The organism is Paenibacillus sp. FSL H8-0537 (assembly GCF_038051995.1).
Classification (GTDB): domain Bacteria; phylum Bacillota; class Bacilli; order Paenibacillales; family Paenibacillaceae; genus Pristimantibacillus.
On sequence record NZ_CP150290.1, the window covers coordinates 1,053,760 to 1,076,881 of the forward strand.

The 23,122-nt window shown below is 49.1% G+C and carries 20 protein-coding genes; 12 read left to right on the forward strand and 8 right to left on the reverse strand.

What is annotated here, in order from left to right:
- Positions 1-422: 422 nt before the first annotated feature.
- Positions 423-713: a hypothetical protein gene (locus tag MHB80_RS04365; protein ID WP_341281025.1), complete on the reverse strand. Its 291-nt coding sequence runs from the start codon at positions 711-713 to the stop codon at positions 423-425.
- 191 nt (positions 714-904) lie between these two features.
- Here MHB80_RS04365 and MHB80_RS04370 point away from each other — a divergent pair, with 191 nt between their 5' ends.
- A complete protein-coding gene (locus MHB80_RS04370; RefSeq protein WP_341281026.1) occupies positions 905-1,135 on the forward strand; it encodes a hypothetical protein in 231 nt (76 codons plus the stop codon).
- A 101-nt stretch (positions 1,136-1,236) separates the two neighbouring features.
- Here MHB80_RS04370 and MHB80_RS04375 read toward each other — a convergent pair whose 3' ends face one another.
- Positions 1,237-2,643: a prolyl oligopeptidase family serine peptidase gene (locus MHB80_RS04375; RefSeq protein WP_341281027.1), complete on the reverse strand. Its 1,407-nt coding sequence runs from the start codon at positions 2,641-2,643 to the stop codon at positions 1,237-1,239.
- A gap of 220 nt (positions 2,644-2,863) precedes the next feature.
- Between MHB80_RS04375 and MHB80_RS04380 the strand changes: the two genes are divergently transcribed.
- A complete protein-coding gene (locus MHB80_RS04380) occupies positions 2,864-3,028 on the forward strand; it encodes a hypothetical protein (RefSeq protein ID WP_341281028.1) in 165 nt (54 codons plus the stop codon).
- Between the two features lie 211 nt (positions 3,029-3,239).
- Here the strand turns inward: MHB80_RS04380 and MHB80_RS04385 are convergent, their stop codons facing one another.
- A complete protein-coding gene (locus MHB80_RS04385; RefSeq protein ID WP_341281029.1) occupies positions 3,240-4,559 on the reverse strand; it encodes a HAMP domain-containing sensor histidine kinase in 1,320 nt (439 codons plus the stop codon).
- Complete coding sequence (locus tag MHB80_RS04390; protein WP_341281030.1) at positions 4,559-5,236, reverse strand: response regulator transcription factor; 678 nt, start codon at positions 5,234-5,236, stop codon at positions 4,559-4,561. Before MHB80_RS04390 ends, MHB80_RS04385 begins: the two co-directional genes overlap by 1 nt.
- Before the next feature lie 568 nt (positions 5,237-5,804).
- Between MHB80_RS04390 and MHB80_RS04395 the strand changes: the two genes are divergently transcribed.
- From MHB80_RS04395 to MHB80_RS04410, 4 genes are all read left to right on the forward strand, one after another.
- Positions 5,805-6,548, forward strand: coding sequence for a polyphosphate polymerase domain-containing protein (locus tag MHB80_RS04395; protein ID WP_341281031.1), 744 nt, complete (start codon positions 5,805-5,807; stop codon positions 6,546-6,548).
- Positions 6,541-7,224, forward strand: coding sequence for a DUF4956 domain-containing protein (locus MHB80_RS04400; protein ID WP_341281032.1), 684 nt, complete (start codon positions 6,541-6,543; stop codon positions 7,222-7,224). The genes MHB80_RS04395 and MHB80_RS04400 overlap by 8 nt, the downstream gene beginning before the upstream one ends.
- 127 nt (positions 7,225-7,351) lie before the next feature.
- Positions 7,352-9,358 (forward strand): carbohydrate-binding domain-containing protein, encoded by a 2,007-nt coding sequence (locus MHB80_RS04405; protein ID WP_341281033.1) that lies wholly within the window; start codon positions 7,352-7,354, stop codon positions 9,356-9,358.
- Positions 9,359-9,651: 293 nt separating this feature from the next.
- Complete coding sequence (locus tag MHB80_RS04410; protein WP_341281034.1) at positions 9,652-11,043, forward strand: NCS2 family permease; 1,392 nt, start codon at positions 9,652-9,654, stop codon at positions 11,041-11,043.
- An 86-nt stretch (positions 11,044-11,129) separates the two neighbouring features.
- Here the strand turns inward: MHB80_RS04410 and MHB80_RS04415 are convergent, their stop codons facing one another.
- Together MHB80_RS04415 and MHB80_RS04420 are read right to left on the reverse strand one after the other, a co-directional pair.
- The gene (locus tag MHB80_RS04415) at positions 11,130-12,209 is read right to left on the reverse strand and encodes a phosphodiester glycosidase family protein (RefSeq protein ID WP_341281035.1); all 1,080 of its coding nucleotides are present in this window, start codon (positions 12,207-12,209) and stop codon (positions 11,130-11,132) included.
- Positions 12,206-12,634, reverse strand: coding sequence for a hypothetical protein (locus MHB80_RS04420; protein ID WP_341281036.1), 429 nt, complete (start codon positions 12,632-12,634; stop codon positions 12,206-12,208). Before MHB80_RS04420 ends, MHB80_RS04415 begins: the two co-directional genes overlap by 4 nt.
- Before the next feature lie 262 nt (positions 12,635-12,896).
- Between MHB80_RS04420 and msrB the strand changes: the two genes are divergently transcribed.
- From msrB to MHB80_RS04450, 6 genes are all read left to right on the forward strand, one after another.
- The gene (gene msrB / locus MHB80_RS04425) at positions 12,897-13,886 is read left to right on the forward strand and encodes a peptide-methionine (R)-S-oxide reductase MsrB (protein WP_341281037.1); all 990 of its coding nucleotides are present in this window, start codon (positions 12,897-12,899) and stop codon (positions 13,884-13,886) included.
- A 22-nt stretch (positions 13,887-13,908) separates the two neighbouring features.
- Positions 13,909-14,481 (forward strand): nitroreductase, encoded by a 573-nt coding sequence (locus tag MHB80_RS04430; protein WP_341281038.1) that lies wholly within the window; start codon positions 13,909-13,911, stop codon positions 14,479-14,481.
- A 281-nt stretch (positions 14,482-14,762) separates the two neighbouring features.
- Positions 14,763-16,289, forward strand: a complete 1,527-nt coding sequence (locus MHB80_RS04435; protein ID WP_341281039.1) for a glycoside hydrolase family 43 protein — start codon at positions 14,763-14,765, stop codon at positions 16,287-16,289.
- Between the two features lie 160 nt (positions 16,290-16,449).
- Positions 16,450-18,201 carry a histidine kinase gene (locus MHB80_RS04440; protein WP_341281040.1) on the forward strand — a complete coding sequence of 584 codons (1,752 nt, stop codon included), beginning with the start codon at positions 16,450-16,452 and terminating at the stop codon, positions 18,199-18,201.
- 16 nt (positions 18,202-18,217) lie between these two features.
- On the forward strand, positions 18,218-19,828 hold the full coding sequence (locus MHB80_RS04445; protein WP_341281041.1) for a response regulator: 1,611 nt from the start codon (positions 18,218-18,220) through the stop codon (positions 19,826-19,828).
- Between the two features lie 152 nt (positions 19,829-19,980).
- Complete coding sequence (locus MHB80_RS04450; RefSeq protein WP_341281042.1) at positions 19,981-21,498, forward strand: ABC transporter substrate-binding protein; 1,518 nt, start codon at positions 19,981-19,983, stop codon at positions 21,496-21,498.
- 117 nt (positions 21,499-21,615) lie between these two features.
- Here MHB80_RS04450 and MHB80_RS04455 read toward each other — a convergent pair whose 3' ends face one another.
- Together MHB80_RS04455 and sbnA are read right to left on the reverse strand one after the other, a co-directional pair.
- Positions 21,616-22,143: a hypothetical protein gene (locus tag MHB80_RS04455; protein WP_341281043.1), complete on the reverse strand. Its 528-nt coding sequence runs from the start codon at positions 22,141-22,143 to the stop codon at positions 21,616-21,618.
- The gene (gene sbnA / locus MHB80_RS04460; protein WP_341281044.1) at positions 22,140-23,108 is read right to left on the reverse strand and encodes a 2,3-diaminopropionate biosynthesis protein SbnA; all 969 of its coding nucleotides are present in this window, start codon (positions 23,106-23,108) and stop codon (positions 22,140-22,142) included. The genes MHB80_RS04455 and sbnA overlap by 4 nt, the downstream gene beginning before the upstream one ends.
- Positions 23,109-23,122: the final 14 nt, after the last annotated feature.

A 23,122-nucleotide genomic window follows, 5' to 3' on the forward strand; every position in this document is an offset into this window, starting at 1 on the left:
AGTGTATATGCCAATCAGAATTGTGCGGTTACTTTTTACTTAGCACTTATCCCAGGCCAATCTCATCTGGAAGCGAAAAAGAGGCTTAAAAACCGCTGCATGCGAGTGTTGCAGGGAGCGAGCAGCTCGGGACACGTTAACTCCTTTTTTGAAGGACTGAGTTTCCGCTATTCTAACATGTGAGACGATTTGAGACCTTAAGCGGACAGGGAAGCCGTTATGGCTCTCATTTTCCCGTCAAAAGCATGTTTGGCAGTGCAATAGCGTCACCTGAGTCCGCATTCCCTGCCATAGCCTGTGATTTCGTTGAAATAGCGTCTGCTGTGTCCGCGGAGACTTTGCACGAAGCTTAAATAACTCTCTTCTGTGTGCAATATACCGCAGCCTGAAGGAAGCTTATTAATATTTGCAATATGATGAGTTTACTTAGGAAATTGCAGTGGGATAAAATTATTGAATAAACCCGCTGCCTTGATTTTTTCAGATTCACTAATTTCGGTTGTGCATACACTTAAAACTACGTAGCTTTGACAAGTGGTTACTTTCTCAATAATCGTTGTGCCCAGCAGGTCCACGCCCAAATTGATAATTAAACTGTTGCTTTCCTCTTTGATGTGCCCTTTAAGCCACTCGGCATATTGCTGCTTGCTAGGTACCGTTACCGCGGCTATTACAAGTAGGAATAGAACGATGATAAACGTATATTTTTTCACAACCAACCATCCTTTAAGTACATAGTCATATTTCTGAATCACTCGCGAATTGCCAAGCTGCTTCAAGCCAAATACGATGCCTCAAATGTATTGGAATATGTTAGCCTGTATATAGGCATTATAGCTAGTTCGCAGCTTAAGTGGAATACAATTTTGGGAATGATTTGATTATAGCTGAAAGGATGATAGGGATGAACAAGTATGGTGTGGTCGCCATTAATGCTGCGCGGCTCATTTTAGATGATGGCAATATTCAGCCCTTAACTGAGTGGAATTCAGCTGCTTCGAGTCTTTTTGGCAAAGGTACTTCTTCAAAGTCAGGATTATGGAAGGAAGTTATGAAAGGTGTTCAGAAGAAACACAATTCACTAATGGATGTTGTACTCGCATTATTGAACAGTAAGTTAATCGTCGAGGAGTAAAACAGGGGTATGCAGATTTTCTCAGGTGCGAATACGCAGCTACGTAAAGTCTACAACGCATTCGCACCTTAAGAAAAGGGCTGCCTATGATTTAACTTTCATTATTTTGTTTGCTTCGCCAGCCATTCCATAAGGGTGACGGCTTTACCGCCCACCTTCACAGGCTTGCCATTATAGTCGCTCAACACTTCATTGTTCAGTACATAAATCCAGGACCAATGGCCATTGTATTCATATGGATTGTTGTTTCCATTGCCTTTGACGTACTGGCCGCTCTTGTCGAGCACGGTGTCAAAATAAGAATAATGGACATCTGGTGCACCAGCAGCAATGAGCCTCTTATAGGTAGGCGTTGTGTTCTTTGAAGTATCTACGGTTTGATCCGCTCCGGCGGCCGTAAACCAGATCGGAACATTTTTAAGCTTGGCGATATCCCTGTTCGTTAACCAAGAGTCCAAATAGGCCTCTGCCGATGGATAAGCAGCTGCAAAATAATTAGGGTTCGCAAGAAGCATATTAAGGGTCATAAATCCGCCATTCGAACAGCCGCCAATATAAATTCGCTTCGGATCAATATTCGCCTTATTGTCTTTGACATATTGTTTGATTAAGGCCGTCAAGGCGCTTGTATACATGCTGCTGCCATCCTGCGTATATTGCCCGGTTCCGTTATTCATCCAGAAGGTAGGTGTTTGGGGCACAAGAACAGCTGCCTCGCCAAAAAACTTCTGTACAGAGTCTTCAGCTAATGCGGTTACCCGGTTGCCCAATAGGGCTATACGAGGGTCGGTTCCCCCTTCTCCAGCTCCGTGGAGCCAGATGATTAGAGGGAGCTTCTTCTCGTCGGAATCAGGCATATAAGAGGCATAGGTAAGCGCAATGTCGCCATGTTTAGAGTCTTTATAATGGAATTTTCCTGTTGTATCAAATTTGTCGACAGTCTGTTCCAAGACCGTATGCGGAGTTTCCTTCGTCGTTGTCAAATCATTAATGGCGTTGCCCGCATTATCCTTGAGCACTTTCTGCTGAATGATTGTATATTGAAGATCCACATATTGATTCGTAAAGGTTTGCAAATCATAGTTAAACGTGCTTGCAGTTGCAAGATCAGGATGAACGCTCATCTCAATCGTAATGTACCGGCCGGTTTGCTGATTCAGCTTATTGCCTTCCTCGTCGGAAAGGTAGGTGTTAGTTATTTTTCTGCTGCCGCTATCGAAGCCGTCATAGGAGCTTTGGGTTTCGAAGTTGAACATGGGATAATTGCGCTCCACCAATACCTTGAAGCTGTCAGTAGCCAGCGAGTTTCCTTGAATCGTGCTACCGGTGTTCAGGACGATTTTGTGCACGCTTGGCCCCCAGTCAAAGCCCTTCACAATTAGCGAGTAGGAAGGCTGTACAGATTTGGAATCTGAATTGTTTGCGCTTACATTTGTGAACGCAAAGTTGGTTGAGGTAACCGCCAAAACAAGCAGGCTCGAAAATAATCCTTTGTTCATCTTCATCATTATGCTCCTCCATTTCAATTGGCTGCTTTAAGCAAGCGTATCACTTCAACCATAAAATGACAATATAATTGATGGACAAAGCGCCTCCCTCTATTTTCCAATTAAACAGGTATGAGAAGCTCCATAAATATTTCCTCAAAAATTCATATCCAATTAAGGTTGCTTGTCTATAATAGGTATTGTTCACATCCATATGGGACAGAAATGAGAGGCTACCATTATGAAAAAGACATTAGCAGCAAGTATGCTGATGATCAGTATTATGTTCAGCAGCACATTGGCGTCAGGCGCAGCAGCAGCGGACAACTTAAATCGACTACAAGGCAACCAAAGTTCAATCGAGAGCGCACAACCAGATGGAGCGGACCAGTCTGCTTCCAAATAGGCGAGTACACCTTAACGATTGCAAAATAGCCAAGCGTAAACGGCTTTCGCCGTCCTCCGGCGGCAAAGCTACCGTTTCGCGATGAAAGATAAGCTGTTTATAAGGGTGAAACTTATAAATGCTTATATTTGAAAAAAGACTGATGAGCCGTCATCAGTCTTTTTTGTACGCGTTTCTAGAGGTGCCGCACGCAGGAGCCGCTAGCCCCCGCCTAATCCCCGCGAGACAGATGAACATAAAAGCTTGTTGACTCGCCAACTGTACTTTTCGCGTAAATTTTCCCCTTATGCTGATCGATGATGGATTTGGCAATCGCCAAACCAAGTCCGTATCCGCCTTGCTTGCGCGCCCTGGAGGAATCGGTTCGGTAAAACCGGTCAAAAATACGGGTCAAATGCTCAGCGGCAATTCCTTCACCGGTGTTGGTGACCGCCAGCACGACATCGTTTTGCTGCTTCTGGAGCGACATCGTAACCGTTCCCTTGGCGCTTGTGTATTTGACAGCATTGTCCAGCAAAATCATGACGACTTGCTTGATCTGCTCTCTGCTGCCCTGCACCATCAAATCTGGCTCAATCTCATAAACCAGAGACACATTTTTTTCGAATATGACAGCTTCCATCGTTAAAATAATATTTTCAACCGCTTCACTCATATTGAACTTTCTATAGATCATGTTTGCTCGGGAATCATCCATTTCCGTTAAATACAGCAGGTCATTGGTCAGCTTCGTCATTCTTTCTGTTTCTGACTTGATATAGTGCAGCCATTTCGCCTGATTGTAAATCGTATCCTCACTATTAGAGAGCAGCACATCCGTATTGGTGTTAATGATCGTAAGCGGTGTTTTCATTTCATGGGAAGCATCGGCGATAAATTGCTTCTGCTTATCGAAGGCTTCCTTCACGGGTCTGATCGACTGGTTAGCGAAGAAACGGCTGGTGAAAAACAAGATGATCAGCATCGCGAGTCCAACAAAAGAGAACGTATAAATTAAATTGGTCAAAATCTCTTGCTGGGCGGTGACGTCAAGGAAGACCAGGTTATATCCTTCATTGGTCTGCTGCTTGATAAACGCCCAGTGGCTCCCATCCAAATTGAACTGTCCGGTGTTTTTATTCACCGTAGAAGCCTCCTGCACCGCAGCGATGCAAAATGCATTGTCTACTGCAAATGGAGAGGTCGTGCTAGTAATATTCCAATTGACATCTGTTTTCAGCATAAACGCAACCGAACGCTCCGGCCGTGAATCCCCATTATCCATAGGTCCGCTATCCATGGCTCCACTATCCATAGACCCGTTATCTATAGGTGCAGAAGGAGAATCGCCCTTGTGTCTGCCGGAGGGGGAAGAATCAAAACCGCCAGAGGGCTTCTGATAAAAATCAGCTACTCGGTGAATCTCATCGTTGATATCAGCCTGTACATTCCGATACGTAATGACGTAAATGGAAGCGAAGGCAATCAGCATGACGACCGAAATGATGACCAAATTAACGATAAGAAACCGATTTCTGAGCTTTGTGAACATTAGGCAGTCACCTCTAATACATACCCTACGTTTCGAATCGTGTTAATGCGTACCGTCGAATGCAGGAACGTAAACTTTTTCCTCAAAAAAGAGATGTATACCTCCACATTGTTGTGCTCCGCCTCTGAGTCAAAGCCCCATAGCTTCTCAATAATCAGCTCCTTGGAGGTAATCGCCTGCTTCCTGACGATCAGCAGCTCGAGTAGAGCACTTTCCTTCAAATTGAGCTTTATTTCTTTATCTTTAACGGAAAGCTTCAAATTTGTTGTGTTTAATTCGATATCTCCGAACTTTAACGCATCCTCCGGCAGCACCTCGCCTTTGCGCCTTAGTGCAGCTCGTATTCGGGCAAGCAGTTCCTCCGATGAAAAAGGCTTGGCGATATAGTCATCCGCTCCATGGTCAAGCCCAGCCACCATATCGGTAATTTCCCCTTTTGCGGTCAGCAGAATGACCGGGGTAGATACGCCCTCTTTACGAAGCTGGGTTAGGACGCTGATTCCGTCCATCTCCGGCATCATAATATCAAGCAGCAGCAAATCATAGATGCCGCTTCGTGCATAGTCGAGCCCGGAAATGCCATCATGGACAGCGTCAACGGCGTAATTATGCTTCTTTAATATTTGGCTCAAAGCTTCAGCTAAATGAAGCTCATCTTCTACAATTAAAATTCTCATGGCCAGTCATCCTTTATATATAGGTTGTGTATCAAGGTGCAACGGCCGAAAGCCGTCCTTGGTGGCGCGGCACGTTTCATTCCGAGAAATATAGAGAAAGAATAACGAAATGATATCCCTTCCTATATTTTTAATAAGGTCATTATATCAGGATTACCTTTAGTCAACCTTAATGTTTGCAGCGGATAGGCCTCGTTTGACAAGGTTTCTTAAAAGCATGGTGAAAAAGACGTAGCGGAATGAAAAGATTGTGCTGGAGAAGCGGTAGCGTTCGCTTAAAGCTTTCCGTAGGAAAGCAGCATCGTGAGCATATGCTTTTACCCTTTGATTTCTACATATAACGCAGCCTGTTCATAGAAATCAAAGGGTAATGGCGATCGGAAGCCGATCTTTTCATGGAGCGAAGTATTATCTTCACCCTTCTTTTAAAATATTGTAAATTCATTTAAGTTTCGTTAAAGGTTTGGGGACTAAGATACGAATATAGCAAGCGAGAACAGGGCGCAAACCACTAACGAGATCGCCAAGCCAATAACATGCGAGACCAAATAGAGAGGATTTGAACGATATGGCTATTGAGGTTTTTAACCGATATGAAAACAAATATTTGCTTGGCAGTGCAGCCTACCGCAACTTCTACCTTCAACTGCTGGAATACATGGAATTGGATGATTACAACAAGCAGCATGAATTTTACTCCATTACCAACCTGTATTATGACACCGAGCATGATGCCTTGATTCGCAACTGCCTGTCCAAGCCGAAGTATAAGGAAAAGCTTCGCCTCCGAGCTTACGGCACTCCTAAGGAGGATGCGAAGGTTTATCTGGAAATTAAGAAAAAGGTGTTCGGTCTGGTTAACAAAAGAAGAACGGGACTGAAGCTGAACGAAGCCTATGAGTTTGTCCGTACGGGACTTCAGCCGGAGGTGCAAGGGTACATGAACAAGCAGGTGCTGCAGGAAATCACCTATTTTCTTCAGCAATATGAATTGCAGCCTAAAGTGTATCTGGGTTATGACCGTAAAGCGTTGTTCAGCAAAGAGAATCGCGACCTCCGCATTACCTTTGATACGAACATTAATTGTCGGCGGTATGATCTGAGGCTCGAAAGCGGCAATTATGGCGAACCGCTGCTGGAGCCTGGACAATGGCTCATGGAAGTGAAGGCAGAGAAGACGATCCCGATGTGGCTGGCGAGAATGCTGTCGGAGCATCAGATGTATCGCACAAGCTTTTCGAAATACGGCAATGAATATAAAAAAATGCTGAAAAACAGCAAGCTAGAAATGGAGAGTGTCCTTTATGCTTGATTCTCTTTTTTCCACAACGCTCACGACAACTGATTTGACCTTTAGCACAGCCGTTATCACGATTTTATTATCCCTTGTTCTTGGTGGAATGATCAGCTACACCTATATGAAAACGAACCCGAATGGCTATTCGCAAAGCTTTACACTGACGATGGTGCTGCTGCCCGTCATAGTGGCGATTATCATTTTGCTTATCGGCAGCAATATCGCTCGAGCGTTCAGCCTTGCAGGAGCCTTCTCCATTATCCGGTTTAGAAGCGCGCCAGGCGACCCTAAAGACATCACCTTTGTATTGTTCACTATGGCAGCGGGTCTAGCTTGCGGAGTCGGTTCATTCGGTTACGCGGTATTGTTCACGATTATCCTTTGTGTACTCATGGTTATCCTTAACCGCGTTAAATTTGGCGTAAGAAAGACGCTGCAAAAAGTACTGAAAGTAACGATCCCGGAAAATCTCGGGTATGAAGAAGCATTTGCTGAAGTTTTTGCTGAGTTCAAGGTGGGATATGCGCTAAGCAAGATCCGCACGACTGAACTTGGCAGCTTATATGAGCTGGTTTACACCGTTACCATTGATGAGCAGACGAACAAGAAGGAATTCCTGGATGCGATTCGCTGCAGAAACGGCAACATGGATATCTCATTAACAATGAGCCCAACTATGAATGACTATTAAGCGTAAACGGCTGTCGCCGTCTTCTGACGGCAAAGCTACGTTTCCCGGTGAAATATAAGAGGATTATAAGGGTGAAACTTATGAATTCTTATATTTTAAACCAACCTAAACGGAGAGGATGATTTATATGAAAAAGAATAAATTTCGCGAGATGTTAGGTGTTTTGCTCATTTGCTCGGTCGTATTGTCGGCTTGCAGTACCTCATCGCAAGCATCAACAACAACAACGTCAGCGGTTACTACGTCAGCCACCACCGCAGCCGCTAGTTCACAAAGCAGCGATACCACTGCTGCTGCATTGCCAGCCAGTGTTGCCGTATCGGATGTAGTGACGTTTGACGAGGCGGAAAAGGCTGTTGCTTGGAGCGCCGAGACGTCCACGACGATCAAGCTGAATGGAACAAGCGCTGCCGTTACTGGCTCAGGAGCAAAAGCTTCGGGCGGCTCCGTAACGATTTCGGCAGCCGGCACCTACGTTCTCAGCGGAACGCTGAGCGACGGGCAAGTTGTAGTGGATGTACAGGATGACGGAGACGTTCATCTCGTGCTTAATGGAGCTGCCATTCATGATAATGACAGCGCCGGAATCTACATTAAGGAAGCGGGTAATGTAGTCATTACGCTGCAGGAAGGTACGGAAAACACGATCTCCGATGGTGAAACCTACGTATTCGCGGATGCTGCAACGGATGAGCCAAGCGCGGCTATTTTCAGCAAAGCGGATCTGGCGATTAATGGTACGGGCAAGCTGACGGTAGTCGCAAGCTACAATGATGGAATTACAAGCAAAGACGATTTGAAAATCGTATCTGGAACCATCGACATCACGGCTGCGGATGACGGCATTGTCGGTAAGGATATGGTTGCGATCACGGATGGCACAGTAACGATTAAAGCTGAAGGAGACGGCATTAAATCGACCAATGCTACCAATGAGGGCCGTGGATTTGTCGCGATTGCGGATGGCATATTTACGATTGAAGCCGGCAATGACGGCATCCAAGCTGAAACAGCGCTGATTGTAGATGGCGGAACCTTTAATCTCGTAACAGGTGGAGGCAGTGTGAACGGTGAAGTGAAGCAGGAAGAGGGCCCAGGAGGCATGCAAAGAGGCGGAATGAATGCCACTTCGGCAACAGGCACATCAACCGACGCAGCGGCGACAGCAGCTACGGCAACCGAATCAACGAGTGCGAAGGGGCTTAAGGCAGGCGGCGATCTGACGGTTAACGGCGGCACCTTCGCCATTGATTCAGCAGATGATGCCCTGCACAGCAACAGCAATGTGACGGTAACAGTCGGAGAGCTGGAAATGGCTTCAGGTGATGACGGCATTCATGCTGACGCATTGACGACAATTGCCGGAGGCAGCATTAACATCACGAAGAGCTACGAAGGCATAGAAGGAGCAATTATTACGATCTCCGGCGGCGAGACGCATGTCGTTGCTTCCGATGACGGCATCAATGTAGCAGGCGGCAGTGATGAAACGAGCGGGGCGGCAGGAGGTCGAGCAGATCAGTTCAGCGCAGCCTCCAGCAACCTGCTCACCATTAGCGGTGGATATGTGACCGTGGATGCAGCAGGCGATGGACTAGACTCGAACGGCTCGATTACGATGACTGGCGGCACGGTTATAGTGAATGGCCCAACGGGCAACGGCAATGGTTCATTGGACTATGATGGCAGCTTTGACATTAGTGGAGGAACGCTGGTGGCAGCAGGAAGCTCAGGCATGCTTCAGGCCACAGCTGACGATTCCAGTCAATCTACAATCGCGATGACGTTCTCCCAAGCTCAGCAGGCGGGTGCGTTAGTCCATCTGCAGGATAGCGATGGCAATACGATTATGACCTTTGCGCCATCGAAAAACTATCAATCTATAGTGATTAGCTCACCGGAGCTTGCGCAAGGCGGTTCCTACACCCTCTACACAGGTGGAAGCTCAACCGGCAGCGATGCAGATGGCATGTATACGGATGGCGCCTATACAGGTGGTACGAAAGTGACCGATTTCGAAATTTCAAGCAGCGTAACTTGGTTGAATGAATCCGGCGTAACGACTGCCAGCAGCGGAGGCGGCTTCGGTGGCGGCGGTGGAGGAGGAGGAAGACCTCAAGGCGGAGGCCGATAACCGCAAAAATATATAAAAAAATGCCCTTTCGGACATCCTATCCGAAGGGGCATTTTTTGCCGTTATTCGCCTTTCCTCAAACGCTTTCATTTACGGAAAGCAAAGATGAATGGAAGGGGATCACAGCCTTTTTGGGAAGGAATTGCAATGAAAACCGAATGATTTAAGGGTGGCTATTATAAATGTTCGTTTTAAATCATTGACAAACAAGGAAGCAATTGATTAAAATGAGTTTCTAAAAATAATGCATCAGTGGGCAGTATAATTTGACTTTGGGAGGCTAGTGATTAGCGATGGAACGATTTTTTCGCTTGAAAGAGCATGGTACGAACATTCGTACGGAGATTATGGCAGGACTGACGACCTTCATGACCATGGCGTACATACTGGCTGTTAATCCGATTGTGCTCACACCAGCCGGATTTGACTGGGGAGCCGTATTTTTGGCTACGGCGCTGTCAGCAGGTATTTTCACGATTGCGATGGGACTGTTCGTTAATTTCCCCGTAGCTCTCGCGCCCGGAATGGGGCTCAATGCGTATTTCGCAGCTACGGTTATTTCTTCACAGGCGACTGGAAAGCCGATTTCCATCGCAATGGGACTTACAGCGGTATTTATTTCGGGTATTATCTTTATCATTTTGACCGTGACTCAAATTCGGCAAATGCTGATTACAGCCGTGCCGGACAGCCTAAAACATGCGATTACCGTCGGTATCGGCTTGTTTATCGCGATTATCGGCCTTAAGGGCAGCGGCATTATGACGATTGCCGTATCCAGCTTCACAGACATTAGCAAGGGCGCATATACCGACGTGTCGGGCTCGGAAACGGTCATTCACCTCGGCAGCCTGCACAATGGTACAGTAGCGCTTACGGTTATAGCACTGTTCATTATCGGAATTATGATGGTGCTTCGCATTCCTGGGGCGATTTTGTGGGGCATTTTGCTCACGACGGTCATTGCAATTGCTATTGGCCAGGTAAACATCAGCGAGAAGCTGAGCGGACAAACATGGGTGCCTGATTTTTCAAAAATGAATTTGTTCCACTTTGATTTCCCTGGCGTGCTGGAAGTCGGTCTCGTGACCGTCATTCTAACGTTTACCTTTGTAGAGCTGTTCGATACATTCGGAACGCTTGTCGGCACGGCGAACCGCGCTGGCTATATGAAAGATCCGGTGGAAGGCAAGAAGCGCATCGGCAAAGCGATGTTCGTGGATGCCATCGGCGTTAGCGGCGGGGCTATGCTCGGTACGAGCACAGTGACAGCGTATGTGGAAAGCTCCTCAGGCATCGCACAGGGCGGACGTACGGGGCTTACTTCAGTTACGACGGGTATTTGCTTCCTGCTCGCCGTATTCCTCTCGCCGCTCGTTGCACTTGTGCCTCCAGCAGCTACGAATGCGGCTCTCATTATCGTCGGCGTGCTGATGATGCAGTCGATTAAGGAAATTGATTTCACGGATATGGTTTATGCGATTCCGTCCTTTTTGACGCTCGCCTTGATGCCATTTACGTACAATATTGCGAACGGCATTTCGTTCGGTATTGTGTCTTATGTTGTATTGGCTTCTGTAGCCAACCTATCAGGCAAAGCCAAGGAAAAATACCAAATTCACTGGCTCATGTGGATACTCGCCGTGCTTGTCGTCGGGCGCTACGTATTTATGGGCGGCGAATAAACAACGAAAAGCGTTCAACCCGCTCGTGCAGCAGGGTTGAACGCTTTTTTTGCGTTTTTAGAGAATAGAAAAATTCGTGCAAGCCATTACTTGAAAAATAGGAAGCTCGTTGGCAGCTTGCGGAGCTGGCGATCGGAAGGACTATTAATGACGCTGCCGTTCCAGATCAGCGACGAGGAGCCACCGCCATCGAGATTAAAGCCATTAACGGCGCCGTAGCGCTTAAGTAAAATTTGCAGTTCTGCAAGCGTCGCGCCGGAGCTGCCATTCTCGTTATAGCCATCGGCGACGAGAAGGAGCAGCTGATTGTCCTTATAGCTCGCGATAACCGTGCGTGGTGCGCGCTTCGGGCTATTTTTCCACTTGTCGGGAATCGGCATGGCGGCACCATTTTGCAGCAGGACAGGCACGAATGAAGCGCCAAATTTCATATGCTGGCTGTCGAGCTGCGCCTTGCTGGTGAATTTTCCGCCTACGAGCTCGTTATCCTCATTCAAGCCGACAAAAAATAAATCGGCAAACGACGGCTCAAAGCCATTCACATATTCGCCGTCAATCATCGTCGTGCTTAGCGGGTAGCGAACGCCCTGAGCGTCTGCGAAGCCTCCGGCATTGATGCCGATATACGCGCCGAGACGCTTCACTGCTGCGAGCGTCGTCTCCGCGCCGCCATATTTGTCTCCGCCGAGCGCCATTTTCATCGCATCGTCTGATTTCAGCTCGATTTTCACCGCGTAGCTTTGAAAGTTTTGCGTCTTGATACGGAAGAGCTGGGCGCGAAGCTTGTCCGTATTAATGGTAGCCGACGGCGCTCCAAGCTTGCTCGTAATGAGCTGGTCATAAATATCAAGCGGTATGCGGGCTTGGGCAGCTGCGGTGCTGGCGATTTGCTTCATCTCCGCATTAGTCCGGTTATACAGCGTGATTTCCTTCTTTATCAAGTCTCCTGTCGCCTCGGCTGTTGTACGAGCCTGCTCCAGTCCCGCCGCTGTCTTCGAGGTGAAGGCTGCGGGCTCTTGCCGCTGCGCTTCAGCCTCGTGAACGGGAAAAGCTGTGGTAGACAGCTCAACGACCACCTCCGACAGCAGCAGCCAAAGCAGCATGCCAAGAAAAGGGGTACACGCGAGCAGCATGGTCCTATTCAGTGCTTTTACGGATACATTCATTTCAACACATCCAGATTTTTTTGCAGTTCGTTCAGCTTCTTCTTCACTTCATTAAGCTGGGTATACAGCTTGTTGCTGTTGTCGGTCTTGGAATCGGCATTGTCCTTCGTAAAGGTCAGCAGCTCATTCAAGGCATCCACCTTCGCATCGAGCTGGGCCAGCTCTTCCTTATAGGAAGCTTCCAGCTTGTCCATCCGCTGGGTGTAGTCCTGCTGCATCGCCGCGATTTGCGCGGATGTCTGGCGCTCCAGATCAGTGGCGACGTCATGCTGGATCTTGTCGCTATACCATTTGGCGCCCATGACGCCGCCGGAAATTAGAATGATCCAGATGATGACGAATACGAAAAAAGCGCGATTGCTACGTTTGCGCCGCCGCAGCGGCTCATGGTGGCTGGAAAGCTCAGCTTCTTGCAAGTTGCTCATATTTTAACGTTCACCTCATTTTGAAAGTCTTATTGTGTGCTGCAACGAGGCTGAACGAACTGCAATCGTAACCTGACTTATACGGCTATAGTATTGGACGGGAAAAAAGCCATTTTGTTGCGCGTGTCACTACATTGTAACAAAGAATAGGGCGCAGGTCTTGTTGTCCTTTTGCGGAGGCTGGCAGTTGAGGTATAATAAGGGTCAGGCGATTGTATAGCAGCAGCGGCTGCAGCAAGCCTGTAAAGGAGGCTGTATAGACATGTCAGTTGAATTGAACGAAAACCAGAATGAGTCATCATCATATGAGAAGGCGATATTTGCCGGAGGCTGCTTCTGGTGCATGGTTTCTCCATTCGAGGAGATGCCCGGCATTATTGAGGTAGTATCGGGCTATACAGGCGGCCATGTGCCCAATCCGACCTATGAACAGGTCTGCTCGGAGACGACAGGCCATACTGAAGCGGTGCAAATTACATTTGATCCGGCGATTTTCCCCTATGAGAAGCTGCTAGATGTTTTCTGGCAGCAAATCGACCCGACTGATCTGGCTGGCCAGTTCGCGGATCGCGGCAACTCGTATCGTCCCGGCATCTTTTATTATAGCGAGGAGCAACGGGAGAAGGCGGAAGCCTCGAAGAAGGCGCTTGATGCAAGCGGCCGGTTCGATAAGCCCATTGTAACGCCGATTGAACCGGCGGAGCCTTTTTATTTGGCGGAGGATTACCACCAAGGCTTCTACCGTTCAAATCCGCAGCGCTACAAATCTTACCGCAAAGGCTCTGGACGCGAGGATTTTCTCGCAAACCATTGGCAATTTAAGAAGAGTCTAGGAGAGCTGAAAGATCGACTGACGCCGATTCAGTTCGAAGTGACGCAAAACAGCGGCACCGAGCGGGCATTCACCGGCGAATATTGGGATCATAAGGAAGAAGGCATCTATGTAGATATCGTATCGGGAGAGCCGCTCTTCAGCTCGCGCGACAAGTTTGATTCAAGCTGCGGCTGGCCTAGCTTTACGAAGCCGATTCAGGAATCGAAAGTAACGGAGCACCGCGATATTAGCCATTTTATGATCCGCACGGAAGTCCGCAGCAAGGCGGCTGATTCGCATCTGGGGCATGTTTTTAATGATGGCCCGGGACCAAACGGCTTGCGCTACTGCATTAATTCCGCAGCTCTGCGTTTTATTCCAAAGGATCAACTTGAGGCAGAGGGCTACGGTGAGTATGCGGCCTGGTTGAAAGCTTAATTTGAGGATTGGGGGAATAGACATGCAAGTGGAAGAGGCTATAAGGGGAAGACGTACAATCGGAAGAGTCAAGCAGGACCCGATTGATCGCCGCCTCATCGAAAAGCTGCTGGAGGCAGCCAGCTGGGCGCCTAGTCACCATAATACGCAGCCATGGAAGTTTATCGTCATGACAGGAGAGGGACGTGCCAAGCTGGGCGAAGGGTATGCGCGTGTTGCGCTTGCTTCGCTTGAGACCGGCATCGGTGCCACTTTGGAGGACCGCTTGGCGAAGGAGCGCTCTAAAGCCTATCGTGCCCCTGTCGTCATTGGCGTTGTATGCTCGCCGGCAGAGGACCCGCGCGCTGTCTATGCGGAAGAGCTGGCGGCGGCGCAAGCCGCTGTGCAAAACCTGCTGCTCGCTGCCCATGCGAATGGGCTGGGCGCCATCTGGCGGTCAGGCGAGCCGATGTACCATCCGCTGATGAAGGATACATTTGGCCTTGATGCGGAGGAGCAGTTTGTTGCCCTCATATATCTCGGATATCCTGATATGCAGCCGCTGGAAGCGAAGCGGACGTCCGTTTCTGACAAAACGGTATGGCTGGAAGGTTAAGTATCCTTCAAACAATCGAACGAATTGAATGATAGATCCGTATAGATCAAGGCCCAAGTCTTCCTGAACCGCATTAGCATGCGGGGAGGGGAGGCTTTTTGGCGTGGAATAGCGGCCTTTGTACTGTGCAGCTGATAAAAAAAGTCGTGAAAATGGCAGTGATAGGTCGTCCAAACGGCGGCATCGCGAGGGATGGCCAGACTACAATGAAGGAAAACAGATGAGCAGTTTGGTGAATAACCATGAGTTTGGTCACTGCCCTTCAAGAGGAGGAACTAAATATGCTATTTTCAAATCCTATATTAAGCGGTTTTTATCCTGATCCGAGTGTGTGCCGTGTAGGGGACGATTATTACTTGGTGACGAGCTCCTTTGAATATTTTCCGGGCGTCCCGATTTTTCATAGCACGGATTTGGTCAACTGGCGACAAATGGGGCACTGCCTGACGAGAGAAAGCCAAGTACCCTTGCACGGCAGTCCAAGCTCCAGAGGGATTTTTGCGCCGACACTACGATATAACGATGGGCGTTTTTATATGATCACGACTAATGTAACCGCATTCAAAAATTTCTATGTTTGGGCAGACGACCCGGAGGGGCCATGGTCAGAGCCGGTATGGCTGGAGGAATGGCCGGGAATCGATCCATCGCTGCTCTTCGATACGGATGGGAAAGTCTATATTACCGGAACGAGCGTCATGTTTGGCGGTGAGCTTCCAGGCATTTATCAGGCAGAGCTGGACTTGCAGTCGGGCCGCCTGCTTAGCGAGCGGAAGCTGATATGGCAAGGAACAGGCGGTTCCTTTCCTGAAGGGCCGCATCTTTACCGAATTGGCGAGTGGTACTACCTCATCATTGCTGAAGGCGGCACCGAATACGGGCATATGGTGACTGCGGCGAGGAGCAAGAAGCCGTATGGCCCGTTTGAAGGCTGCCCGCATAATCCAATTTTGACGCAGCGCAGCACCGATAACCCGATACAGGCGACGGGACATGCCGAGCTTATCCAAATTTCTGAGCAGGAATGGTGGGCAGTGTTTCTTGGCATTCGCCCGATCGGCTACCCAGCAGCGCATCATCTGGGCCGTGAAACGTTTGGCGCACCGGTGACATGGACGGCGGACGGCTGGCCAATTATTGGTGACAACGGCCGAGCGGCATTGGAGCTGGACGCGCCGAATTTGCCGCTCAGCGAGCAGGAGCCTTGGCAGGAGCTGGATGATTTCAATGAGCCGGAGCTGGCGCTGCATTGGAATTTTCTGCGCAATCCGAGCGAGGCAAGCTGGTCGCTTTCGGAGCGTCCGGGCTGGCTGAAGCTGCAGGGCAGCGCCCACACGCTCGATGATACGGAGTCGCCTGCATTCGTTGGACGGAGGCAGCAGCATTTTAAGGCGAAATGGTCGACGTTAATGGCCTTTCAGCCGCAGCTGGGCGGAGAGGAAGCGGGGATGACGGTGCTCATGAATGAGCGCTTCCATTATGAAATTGCGCTCGTAAGGCTGGAAGGGAAAAATCAGGTGATTTTGCGTCGCCGGATCGGAAGCCTATGGAAGATCGAGCACTCGGCGGATTATAGCGACTCTATTATTAGACTCGGCATAGAAGCTAATGAAACGCATTATACGTTCAGCTACTCGCTACCGTATGGGCAGACGCATGTATTAGGAACGGGAGAATGTGCCATGTTATCCAAAGAGGCAGCTGGCGGCTTTACAGGTGTGTATGCCGGACTTTATGCAACGGGAAATGGGAAAAATAATACAGCGCCAGCGTATTTCGACTGGTTCAAATATGAAATAGAGGAATAGCAGGAAGCGTATGGCAGCTGGGAGCGATTTTCGACAAGGTTTTCGACAAATTTCCCGATAATGATTGATCTACCTTCCTAGTGCGTGCTAAGTTTCATGATAATGGCGTAGCAATTGGCCCATTATCTAAGTAGTCGCGGAGAACGGGGGGGCTTTGTGGATGAACAGTCGATTGAAAATTTTATCGTGGAGCTCGATCCGAACGAGATTAATCACCAGTGTTCTGCTGTTTACGCTGCCGCTCATTATATTGCTGCTGTATAACAGCTTTTATTCGATTGATGTGGTGCGCAATCAGGTGGCAAACTCGAACCGGAATATGATGACCTTGTATATGGATCAGATCGATCAAAGCCTTGAGGATGTAGATCAATATGTAAATAGCATCGCCGCTGTAGATCCGGATTTGCTGGTAATGGGCACGACAAGGCAGCCGGATGAATATTATATGGCGAAAATCAGCCTGTCCAACAAGCTGTCGCAGGCGCTGGCGATTTATAAAAGCATGGATGCTTTTTTCGTATACTCGGATCAGGAGAAGGAATTAATGCTTAGTCCGCAAGTGAGCAGACCCTTCGGAGAACGGGAAAAAATGCGGGTTTTTTTGAACCAGGTGATGATGGACAAGGAGAACAACGGGAGCCTGCTGCACACCGCTGATTGGAAAATTACGCAGCTGAATAATCAATATTATATTTATCATATCGTGGAATCGGGCGGCAGCTATATTGGTGCCTGGGTTAATGCCAATCGATTAATTGGTGGGCTGGGATTGATTGATCTGGGTGAAAAGGGGCAGTCGCTGTTGACGACGAGCGATGGAATCCCGCTAACGTCCTCTACTCTGTTTCAGGATCATGGCATTGAGCTCAATCATAGCTTGGCTGATTATTATATGACCGGGGATCAAACCCGCTTTCTTGTCGTGGGCTCCCCTTCGCTTCGGGGGGATTTTAATCTAGTAGCCGTTATACCGGATGAAAAAATACTTGAAAATCTCCCTTATTTGCGAAGCCTGATTACCTTTGTCGCGCTAGGCTCGCTCATTATTTTACCGCTCGGACTGCTGATGCTGCGCCGGGAAATATTGCTCCCGCTGAACCGGATTTTGGCGGCGATGAAGCGGATACGTGAAGGCAATCTGGACGTCCGTATCAAGGCCGCTCCTAGCGCCGAGGAGTTTCAGCTAGTTAACGAAACGTTCAATACGATGATGGCGGATATTCAGCAGCTGCGTATTGATGTATACGAGGAGCAGCTCAGCAAGCAAAAGGTGGAATTGCAGCATTTGCAGCTGCAAATCAATCCCCATTTTTTCATGAATTCCCTGAATATGATGTACAGCCTCGCCCAGGTGCGCAATTATGAGCTGATTCAAGAGCTGACCCTGTGCTTGGTGGGCTATTTCCGCTATATGTTCCGCAGTAACCTCAGCTTCGTTTCCTTGAAGCAGGAGCTGGATCATGTAAGCAACTATGTCCGCATTCAAGAGCTGCGTTATCCGGACAGCCTGACAAGCAGCATCGAGGCGCCCGATTATATGATGAACGCCAGTCTGCCGCCGCTCATTATTCAGTCCCTTGTTGAAAATGCTGTCAAATACGCCGTAACGCTGGATGAAGCGGTGCATATTCATATTCGTATTGAGCTTCTGGACACAACTGATGTACCGAAAATGCGAATTGTCGTGCAGGACACTGGCAAAGGCTTTAATGAAGAGGTATTGAAGGAGCTTCAGGAGGGTCGGAAATTAATAAGGGAACAAGGCGGACAGGTTGGCATTTGGAACATTTGCGAGCGGCTGCGGCTACTCTATGAAGGCCGGGCGCAAATATCATTCGCCAATGCGCACGGTGGAGGGGCGATTGTTGAAATCATCCTGCCGATGAATGCGGAAACGGATCATAGCTAGCGAAGGGGGAGTTTACATGTATTCGGTACTCATTGTCGATGATGAAGTGCACGCGGTCAAGGCGATTGAATCGGCCATCGATTGGGACAAGCTTCAAGTAAGCGAGGTGTATACCGCCTATAATATCCGCCAAGCGAAGGAAATATTCGACCAGCAGTCCATCGATCTGATGCTGTGCGATATTGAAATGCCGCAGGGCAGCGGATTGGAGCTGCTGGAGTGGGTGCGTGAGAAATATCCGAAGACGGAGTCGGTTTTTCTGACCTGCCACGCGGACTTTGAATTCGCGAAGCAGGCGATGAAGCTCGGCAGCCTCGATTATATTCTCAAGCCGATCCCCTATGCGGAGCTGGAGAAGGTTATTGTCAAAGCGACCGACAAAATCAATAAGGACAGCGAGCTCGCCCAGTTCAGCGAATACGGACAATATTGGTATAAGCAGCAGCCGATTATGACGGAGCGGTTTTGGCTGGACATTCTGAACCAGACGATACCAGCTTATGAAACCTCCATTAAAGAAGCGGCTACTGAGCGATATTTGCCCTATATGGAGCATTTGCGGCATTTGCCCATTCTGATCTCGGTTCAGCGCTGGCGCAAGAAGCTGTCGGTGCGCGATGAGAAAATTATGGAAATCGCCCTGCGCAATGCGGCAGAGGAGACGATTTTGAACCATGGCGCTAGCGGGCATTTGGTGCAATGGGAAAAAGACAAGCTCGTTGCGCTGCTGCCAATGGAGATCAATGACGAGCCAGAGCTTGCCGCTTTGCGAGATGCCTGCTCCTTGTTTATTTCGGCCTCCAATGCCTATTTCTATTGTGATCTTTCCTGTTACATTGGCGAGCCCGTGCCTAGCTACCAGCTGTCGGCGATGGCAAGGCGGCTAACCGACCTCGATCAGAACAATGTAGCGCTTAGCAATATCGTCTTGCATACTAGCGGCAGGTCGAGCCTGACGCCAGAGATGAAGCTGCCCGATTTAAGCCTGTGGGCGGTGCTGCTGAAGGAAGGCTCCAAGGACAAGCTGCTCGCGGCAATAGATGCTCATCTTAAGGAGTGCATTCGGCTGGGAACGCTTGATGCGAAGCGGCTGCATACATTCCACCAGGATTTTCTGCAAATGATGTATTATATGCTCCAGTTGAAGGGCATTGGGGCCCATCAATTGTTTGGCGATGACGAGTCTATTGAGCTTTCGGGCCGGGCGAGCCGTTCGGTGACGGATATGTATGGCTGGATCGATCATATTGTGACCAAAGCGGCGGATTATGCGAAGACGGTTGAAGAGACGCAGACGGTAGTCGAGCGGGTCATTGCTTATATTAAGCTGAATCAGAACAAGGAAATTACGCGTGAGGAGCTGGCGAACCATGTGTTCCTAAACCCGGACTACTTAACGCGTATTTTTAAAAAGAAAACGGGCTTGTCCATTTCCGATTATTTGCTCAATGAACGTCTGCTTGTAGCGAAGGAGCTGCTGATGAAGACGGATATGCCGGTCAGCGCGATAGCGGTTCACGTAGGCTATGCGAACTTCTCGCATTTTTCAAGGATGTTTAAGAAGTACGCAGGCCTCAATCCGCTGGAATTCAGGCAAAATTATGAGCTCAAGAAGCAGGGCCATTGAAATAGTCGGAAAACGCTTACCAAAAAGTCGTTTGCGGGGCAGTAGCAGGGATGGGGATTCTCTACAATGAGTATAGATTCACTCGCTTCAGACGAGCTGGATTTCGATACTATAAAGCATCGGGGGAATTACGAATGAGAAGGATAACAACGATGATTAGCTTGGTCCTCATCCTTGGCTTGGTGCTGAGCGCATGTGGCGGCAGCAGCACGGGCAGCAACGGAGAAGCGGGCACAGGCACAGCAGGCGCTACAAACTCAGGCGGCAATACAGATGCAGCGGCAGAGCTTACTGTTGCGTACGTCACGTTTGGCAATACGCCTACTGACCTGCAAGCGGTACAGGACGAGCTGAACAAGCTGACTAAAGAGAAAATTAATGCAACTGTGAAGCTTCTCCCAATCGGAATTGGCGCATGGAATCAGCAAATGAACCTCATGCTGACGAGCAATGAGAAGCTAGATCTAATTGTAACGGGCAGCAGCGCAACGTTTGGTTATGCACCGCAAGTGGCGAAGGGGCAGCTGCTTCCGCTTGATGATCTGCTGGAGCAGCATGGACAAGGCATTAAATCAGCAGTTGGAGAAGATTTTATTAAAGCAAGCAGCATTGGCGGAAAAATATATGCCGTACCTTCGATTCGTGATTTGGCGGTCAATTATGGCGTGCTGATCCGTAAGGATCTGGCTGATAAATACGGCATCGACGCTGCCAAAATCAACTCGATTGACGCTTTGGAAGGCATGATGAAAACGCTGAAAGAGAACGAGCCGAACATGGCGGCTATCTCTCCGGGATCGGCTGGGCAATCGATTGCTGACTACCTGCTCAAGCTTGATAAATTAGGGGATGGCTATGGCGTTCTGATTAACAATGGGCAGGATGATTTAAAAGTAGTCAACTACTTTGAAACGCCAGAATATGCGGAGCTGCTTAAACGTATTCGCGGCTGGTATCAAGCGGGTTATATTTTGAAGGATGCAGCAACGAACAAAGAGGGCATCGCGGATTTGATTAAAGCAGGACGCACAGCTGCTTATGTGGCGAACCTTAAGCCGGGCATCGAGATGCAGGAATCACGTATTGTGGGTACGACAATCGTAAAAGGTGAAATCACGGCTCCGGTTTCCAAAACAGAGACGGTAACTAACATTATGTGGGGTATTCCGCGCAACGCGACGAATCCTGAAGCATCCATGAAGTTTCTGAACCTGATGTACAGCGACAAAGATATTATTAACTTGATGGACTGGGGCATTGAAGGCAAGCATTATGTAAAAACTGATCAAGAAAACATCATTAAATATGCAGATGGCGTAGATGCCAACAATAGTGGCTACAACCCGAATACAGGCTGGTTGTTCGGTAACCAGTTCATGTCCTACTCCTTTGAAGGGGACAACCCAGATATTTGGAAAGAAACAGATGAATTCAATAAAAACGCAACGAAATCCAAAGCATTAGGCTTTACTTTCGATTCTGCGTCAGTGAAGACGGAATTTGCTTCGGTAACGAATGTTCTGAATCAATACAGGCTCGGTCTGGAAACAGGTACGCTTGATCCGGAGAAAACACTGCCAGACTTTATCTCCAAGCTGAAAGCAGCGGGCATCGACAAAATCGTTGCAGAAAAACAGAAGCAGCTTGATGCATGGGCGGCAGCGAAATAAAACAGCAGAGCAGCCTGACGTAACCACAGCAACCGCCAATCCTCATCATGAGGGTTGGCGGTTATTTGTATTTTTATGATGGCGCATGAGTAACAGGCTGGCGGTACATACCCTGCCTTAGCCGTCGATTTCCAGGCCAATCCCGAGCTCCCGAGCTTTTTGCACCCAATAGTCAGCTGTTGCAATGTCAAAGACGGCCATTCCCATGGGGCAAAATAGAACAGGCTCAGCCGGATCGAAGCCGGCAAGCGCGCTGCGGCATACGACATCGGCAAGAGAGCGGGTACCCTCTTTTGCCAGCCCCCGCTCCTTATGCAGCAGCTCAATGTCGGTATTTTCCCGGCATACCTCATCCCAGTCATCGACGATGATGGCGGTTACGCCGTTCAAGGCAGAGGAGGCATAGTCGCGCAGCGAAACGTCCAGCAGCAGGCTGCCTGGGAGTGAAGGCAGATTAATATAGCGCCTGTCGCTTACCGTACAAGTAATAATGACGTTGCAGCGGCTGTATAATCGCAAATAAGGCTTTACCGGCTGGGCATAATCTCCGCTATCCATCACATGCACCGCATCTTCAATGCGCGCCGCCAGCTCCTGCCAATGGAGTCCAACGGCACGGATATGTTTTTCCCCAAGGTAAATCACGCGAGTTCTCCTTCCCCACGGAGGAATTGCTGCTGGACCCAATCATCATTGTAGACGGTGTCCATGTAACGTTCGCCGCGGTCATGCAAAATAACGGCGCAAGCAGAACCATCTGGCAGCTCATGCATCATCGACTGAAGGGCAAAAATAACGGCGCCAGACGATGGCCCGGCCAAAAGCGCCTCTTGCTTCACCAGCATTCGGCAGCCTGCAACCATATCGGCATCGTTAACCTTTATCGCATAATCCATAAAGCGGCTTTGTCCGAATGGTGGAACGATGCCGGCCCCAAGGCCCGGAAACAGCCTGCTTCCGCTGACCCCGCCAAAAATAATGCTGCCCGCCGCGTCAATAGCTACGATTTTCGTATCCAGCTTATGGTCGCGGGCATACCGCGCACAGCCAAGCATCGTGCCGCAGGTGCTGACACCTCCAATGACATAATCCACACGGCCCAGTGAGGCCACAATTTCCTGCATGGTGCCTTCATAATGCGACAGGTAATTATGTTCATTGTTGTATTGATTCGGCCAGTAGCTGCCCGGAATCTCGGCAAGCAGCTGCTGAACGCGGTTCAGCCTGGCAGGCAGAAACTCGCCTGTATCCGGGTCTGGCTCCTCAACGAGTTCAATGACGGCGCCATAAGCGCGCATAATGCGGATGTTTTGCTGCGTCGTTCTAGGGTCTACGACGCTTATAAACCGCATGCCAAGATAGGAGCAGATCGCGGCGAGGCTGATGGCCATATTGCCCGAGCTGGATTCGATGATAACAGAGCCGGGCCCGATGCGTCCCTGCTCCAAGGCCGCAGCAATAATGCGGGCGGCGGAGCGGTCCTTCGCGCTGCCATTCGGGTTAAGCATTTCCAGCTTGGCATACACGGTAATGCCGCGATCATTCGCAAACAGCTTTGACAGCTGGACGAGCGGCGTCTGACCGATACAAGAAAGCCAATCTTTTCCCATGGGCGATTAGCGCC

Bases quoted from the DNA above. Each gene is read 5' to 3' on its own strand.
- MHB80_RS04385 (WP_341281029.1), bottom strand. From the start codon at position 4,559: ATGTTCACAAAGCTCAGAAATCGGTTTCTTATCGTTAATTTGGTCATC.
- MHB80_RS04420 (WP_341281036.1), bottom strand. From the start codon at position 12,634: ATGAGCAACTTGCAAGAAGCTGAGCTTTCCAGCCACCATGAGCCGCTG.
- MHB80_RS04445 (WP_341281041.1), top strand. From the start codon at position 18,218: ATGTATTCGGTACTCATTGTCGATGATGAAGTGCACGCGGTCAAGGCG.
- MHB80_RS04430 (WP_341281038.1), top strand. From the start codon at position 13,909: ATGCAAGTGGAAGAGGCTATAAGGGGAAGACGTACAATCGGAAGAGTC.
- MHB80_RS04405 (WP_341281033.1), top strand. From the start codon at position 7,352: ATGAAAAAGAATAAATTTCGCGAGATGTTAGGTGTTTTGCTCATTTGC.
- MHB80_RS04435 (WP_341281039.1), top strand. From the start codon at position 14,763: ATGCTATTTTCAAATCCTATATTAAGCGGTTTTTATCCTGATCCGAGT.
- MHB80_RS04440 (WP_341281040.1), top strand. From the start codon at position 16,450: ATGAACAGTCGATTGAAAATTTTATCGTGGAGCTCGATCCGAACGAGA.
- MHB80_RS04370 (WP_341281026.1), top strand. From the start codon at position 905: ATGAACAAGTATGGTGTGGTCGCCATTAATGCTGCGCGGCTCATTTTA.
- MHB80_RS04380 (WP_341281028.1), top strand. From the start codon at position 2,864: ATGAAAAAGACATTAGCAGCAAGTATGCTGATGATCAGTATTATGTTC.
- MHB80_RS04410 (WP_341281034.1), top strand. From the start codon at position 9,652: ATGGAACGATTTTTTCGCTTGAAAGAGCATGGTACGAACATTCGTACG.
- MHB80_RS04390 (WP_341281030.1), bottom strand. From the start codon at position 5,236: ATGAGAATTTTAATTGTAGAAGATGAGCTTCATTTAGCTGAAGCTTTG.
- MHB80_RS04415 (WP_341281035.1), bottom strand. From the start codon at position 12,209: ATGAATGTATCCGTAAAAGCACTGAATAGGACCATGCTGCTCGCGTGT.
- sbnA (WP_341281044.1), bottom strand. From the start codon at position 23,108: ATGGGAAAAGATTGGCTTTCTTGTATCGGTCAGACGCCGCTCGTCCAG.
- msrB (WP_341281037.1), top strand. From the start codon at position 12,897: ATGTCAGTTGAATTGAACGAAAACCAGAATGAGTCATCATCATATGAG.
- MHB80_RS04400 (WP_341281032.1), top strand. From the start codon at position 6,541: ATGCTTGATTCTCTTTTTTCCACAACGCTCACGACAACTGATTTGACC.
- MHB80_RS04395 (WP_341281031.1), top strand. From the start codon at position 5,805: ATGGCTATTGAGGTTTTTAACCGATATGAAAACAAATATTTGCTTGGC.
- MHB80_RS04375 (WP_341281027.1), bottom strand. From the start codon at position 2,643: ATGATGAAGATGAACAAAGGATTATTTTCGAGCCTGCTTGTTTTGGCG.
- MHB80_RS04450 (WP_341281042.1), top strand. From the start codon at position 19,981: ATGATTAGCTTGGTCCTCATCCTTGGCTTGGTGCTGAGCGCATGTGGC.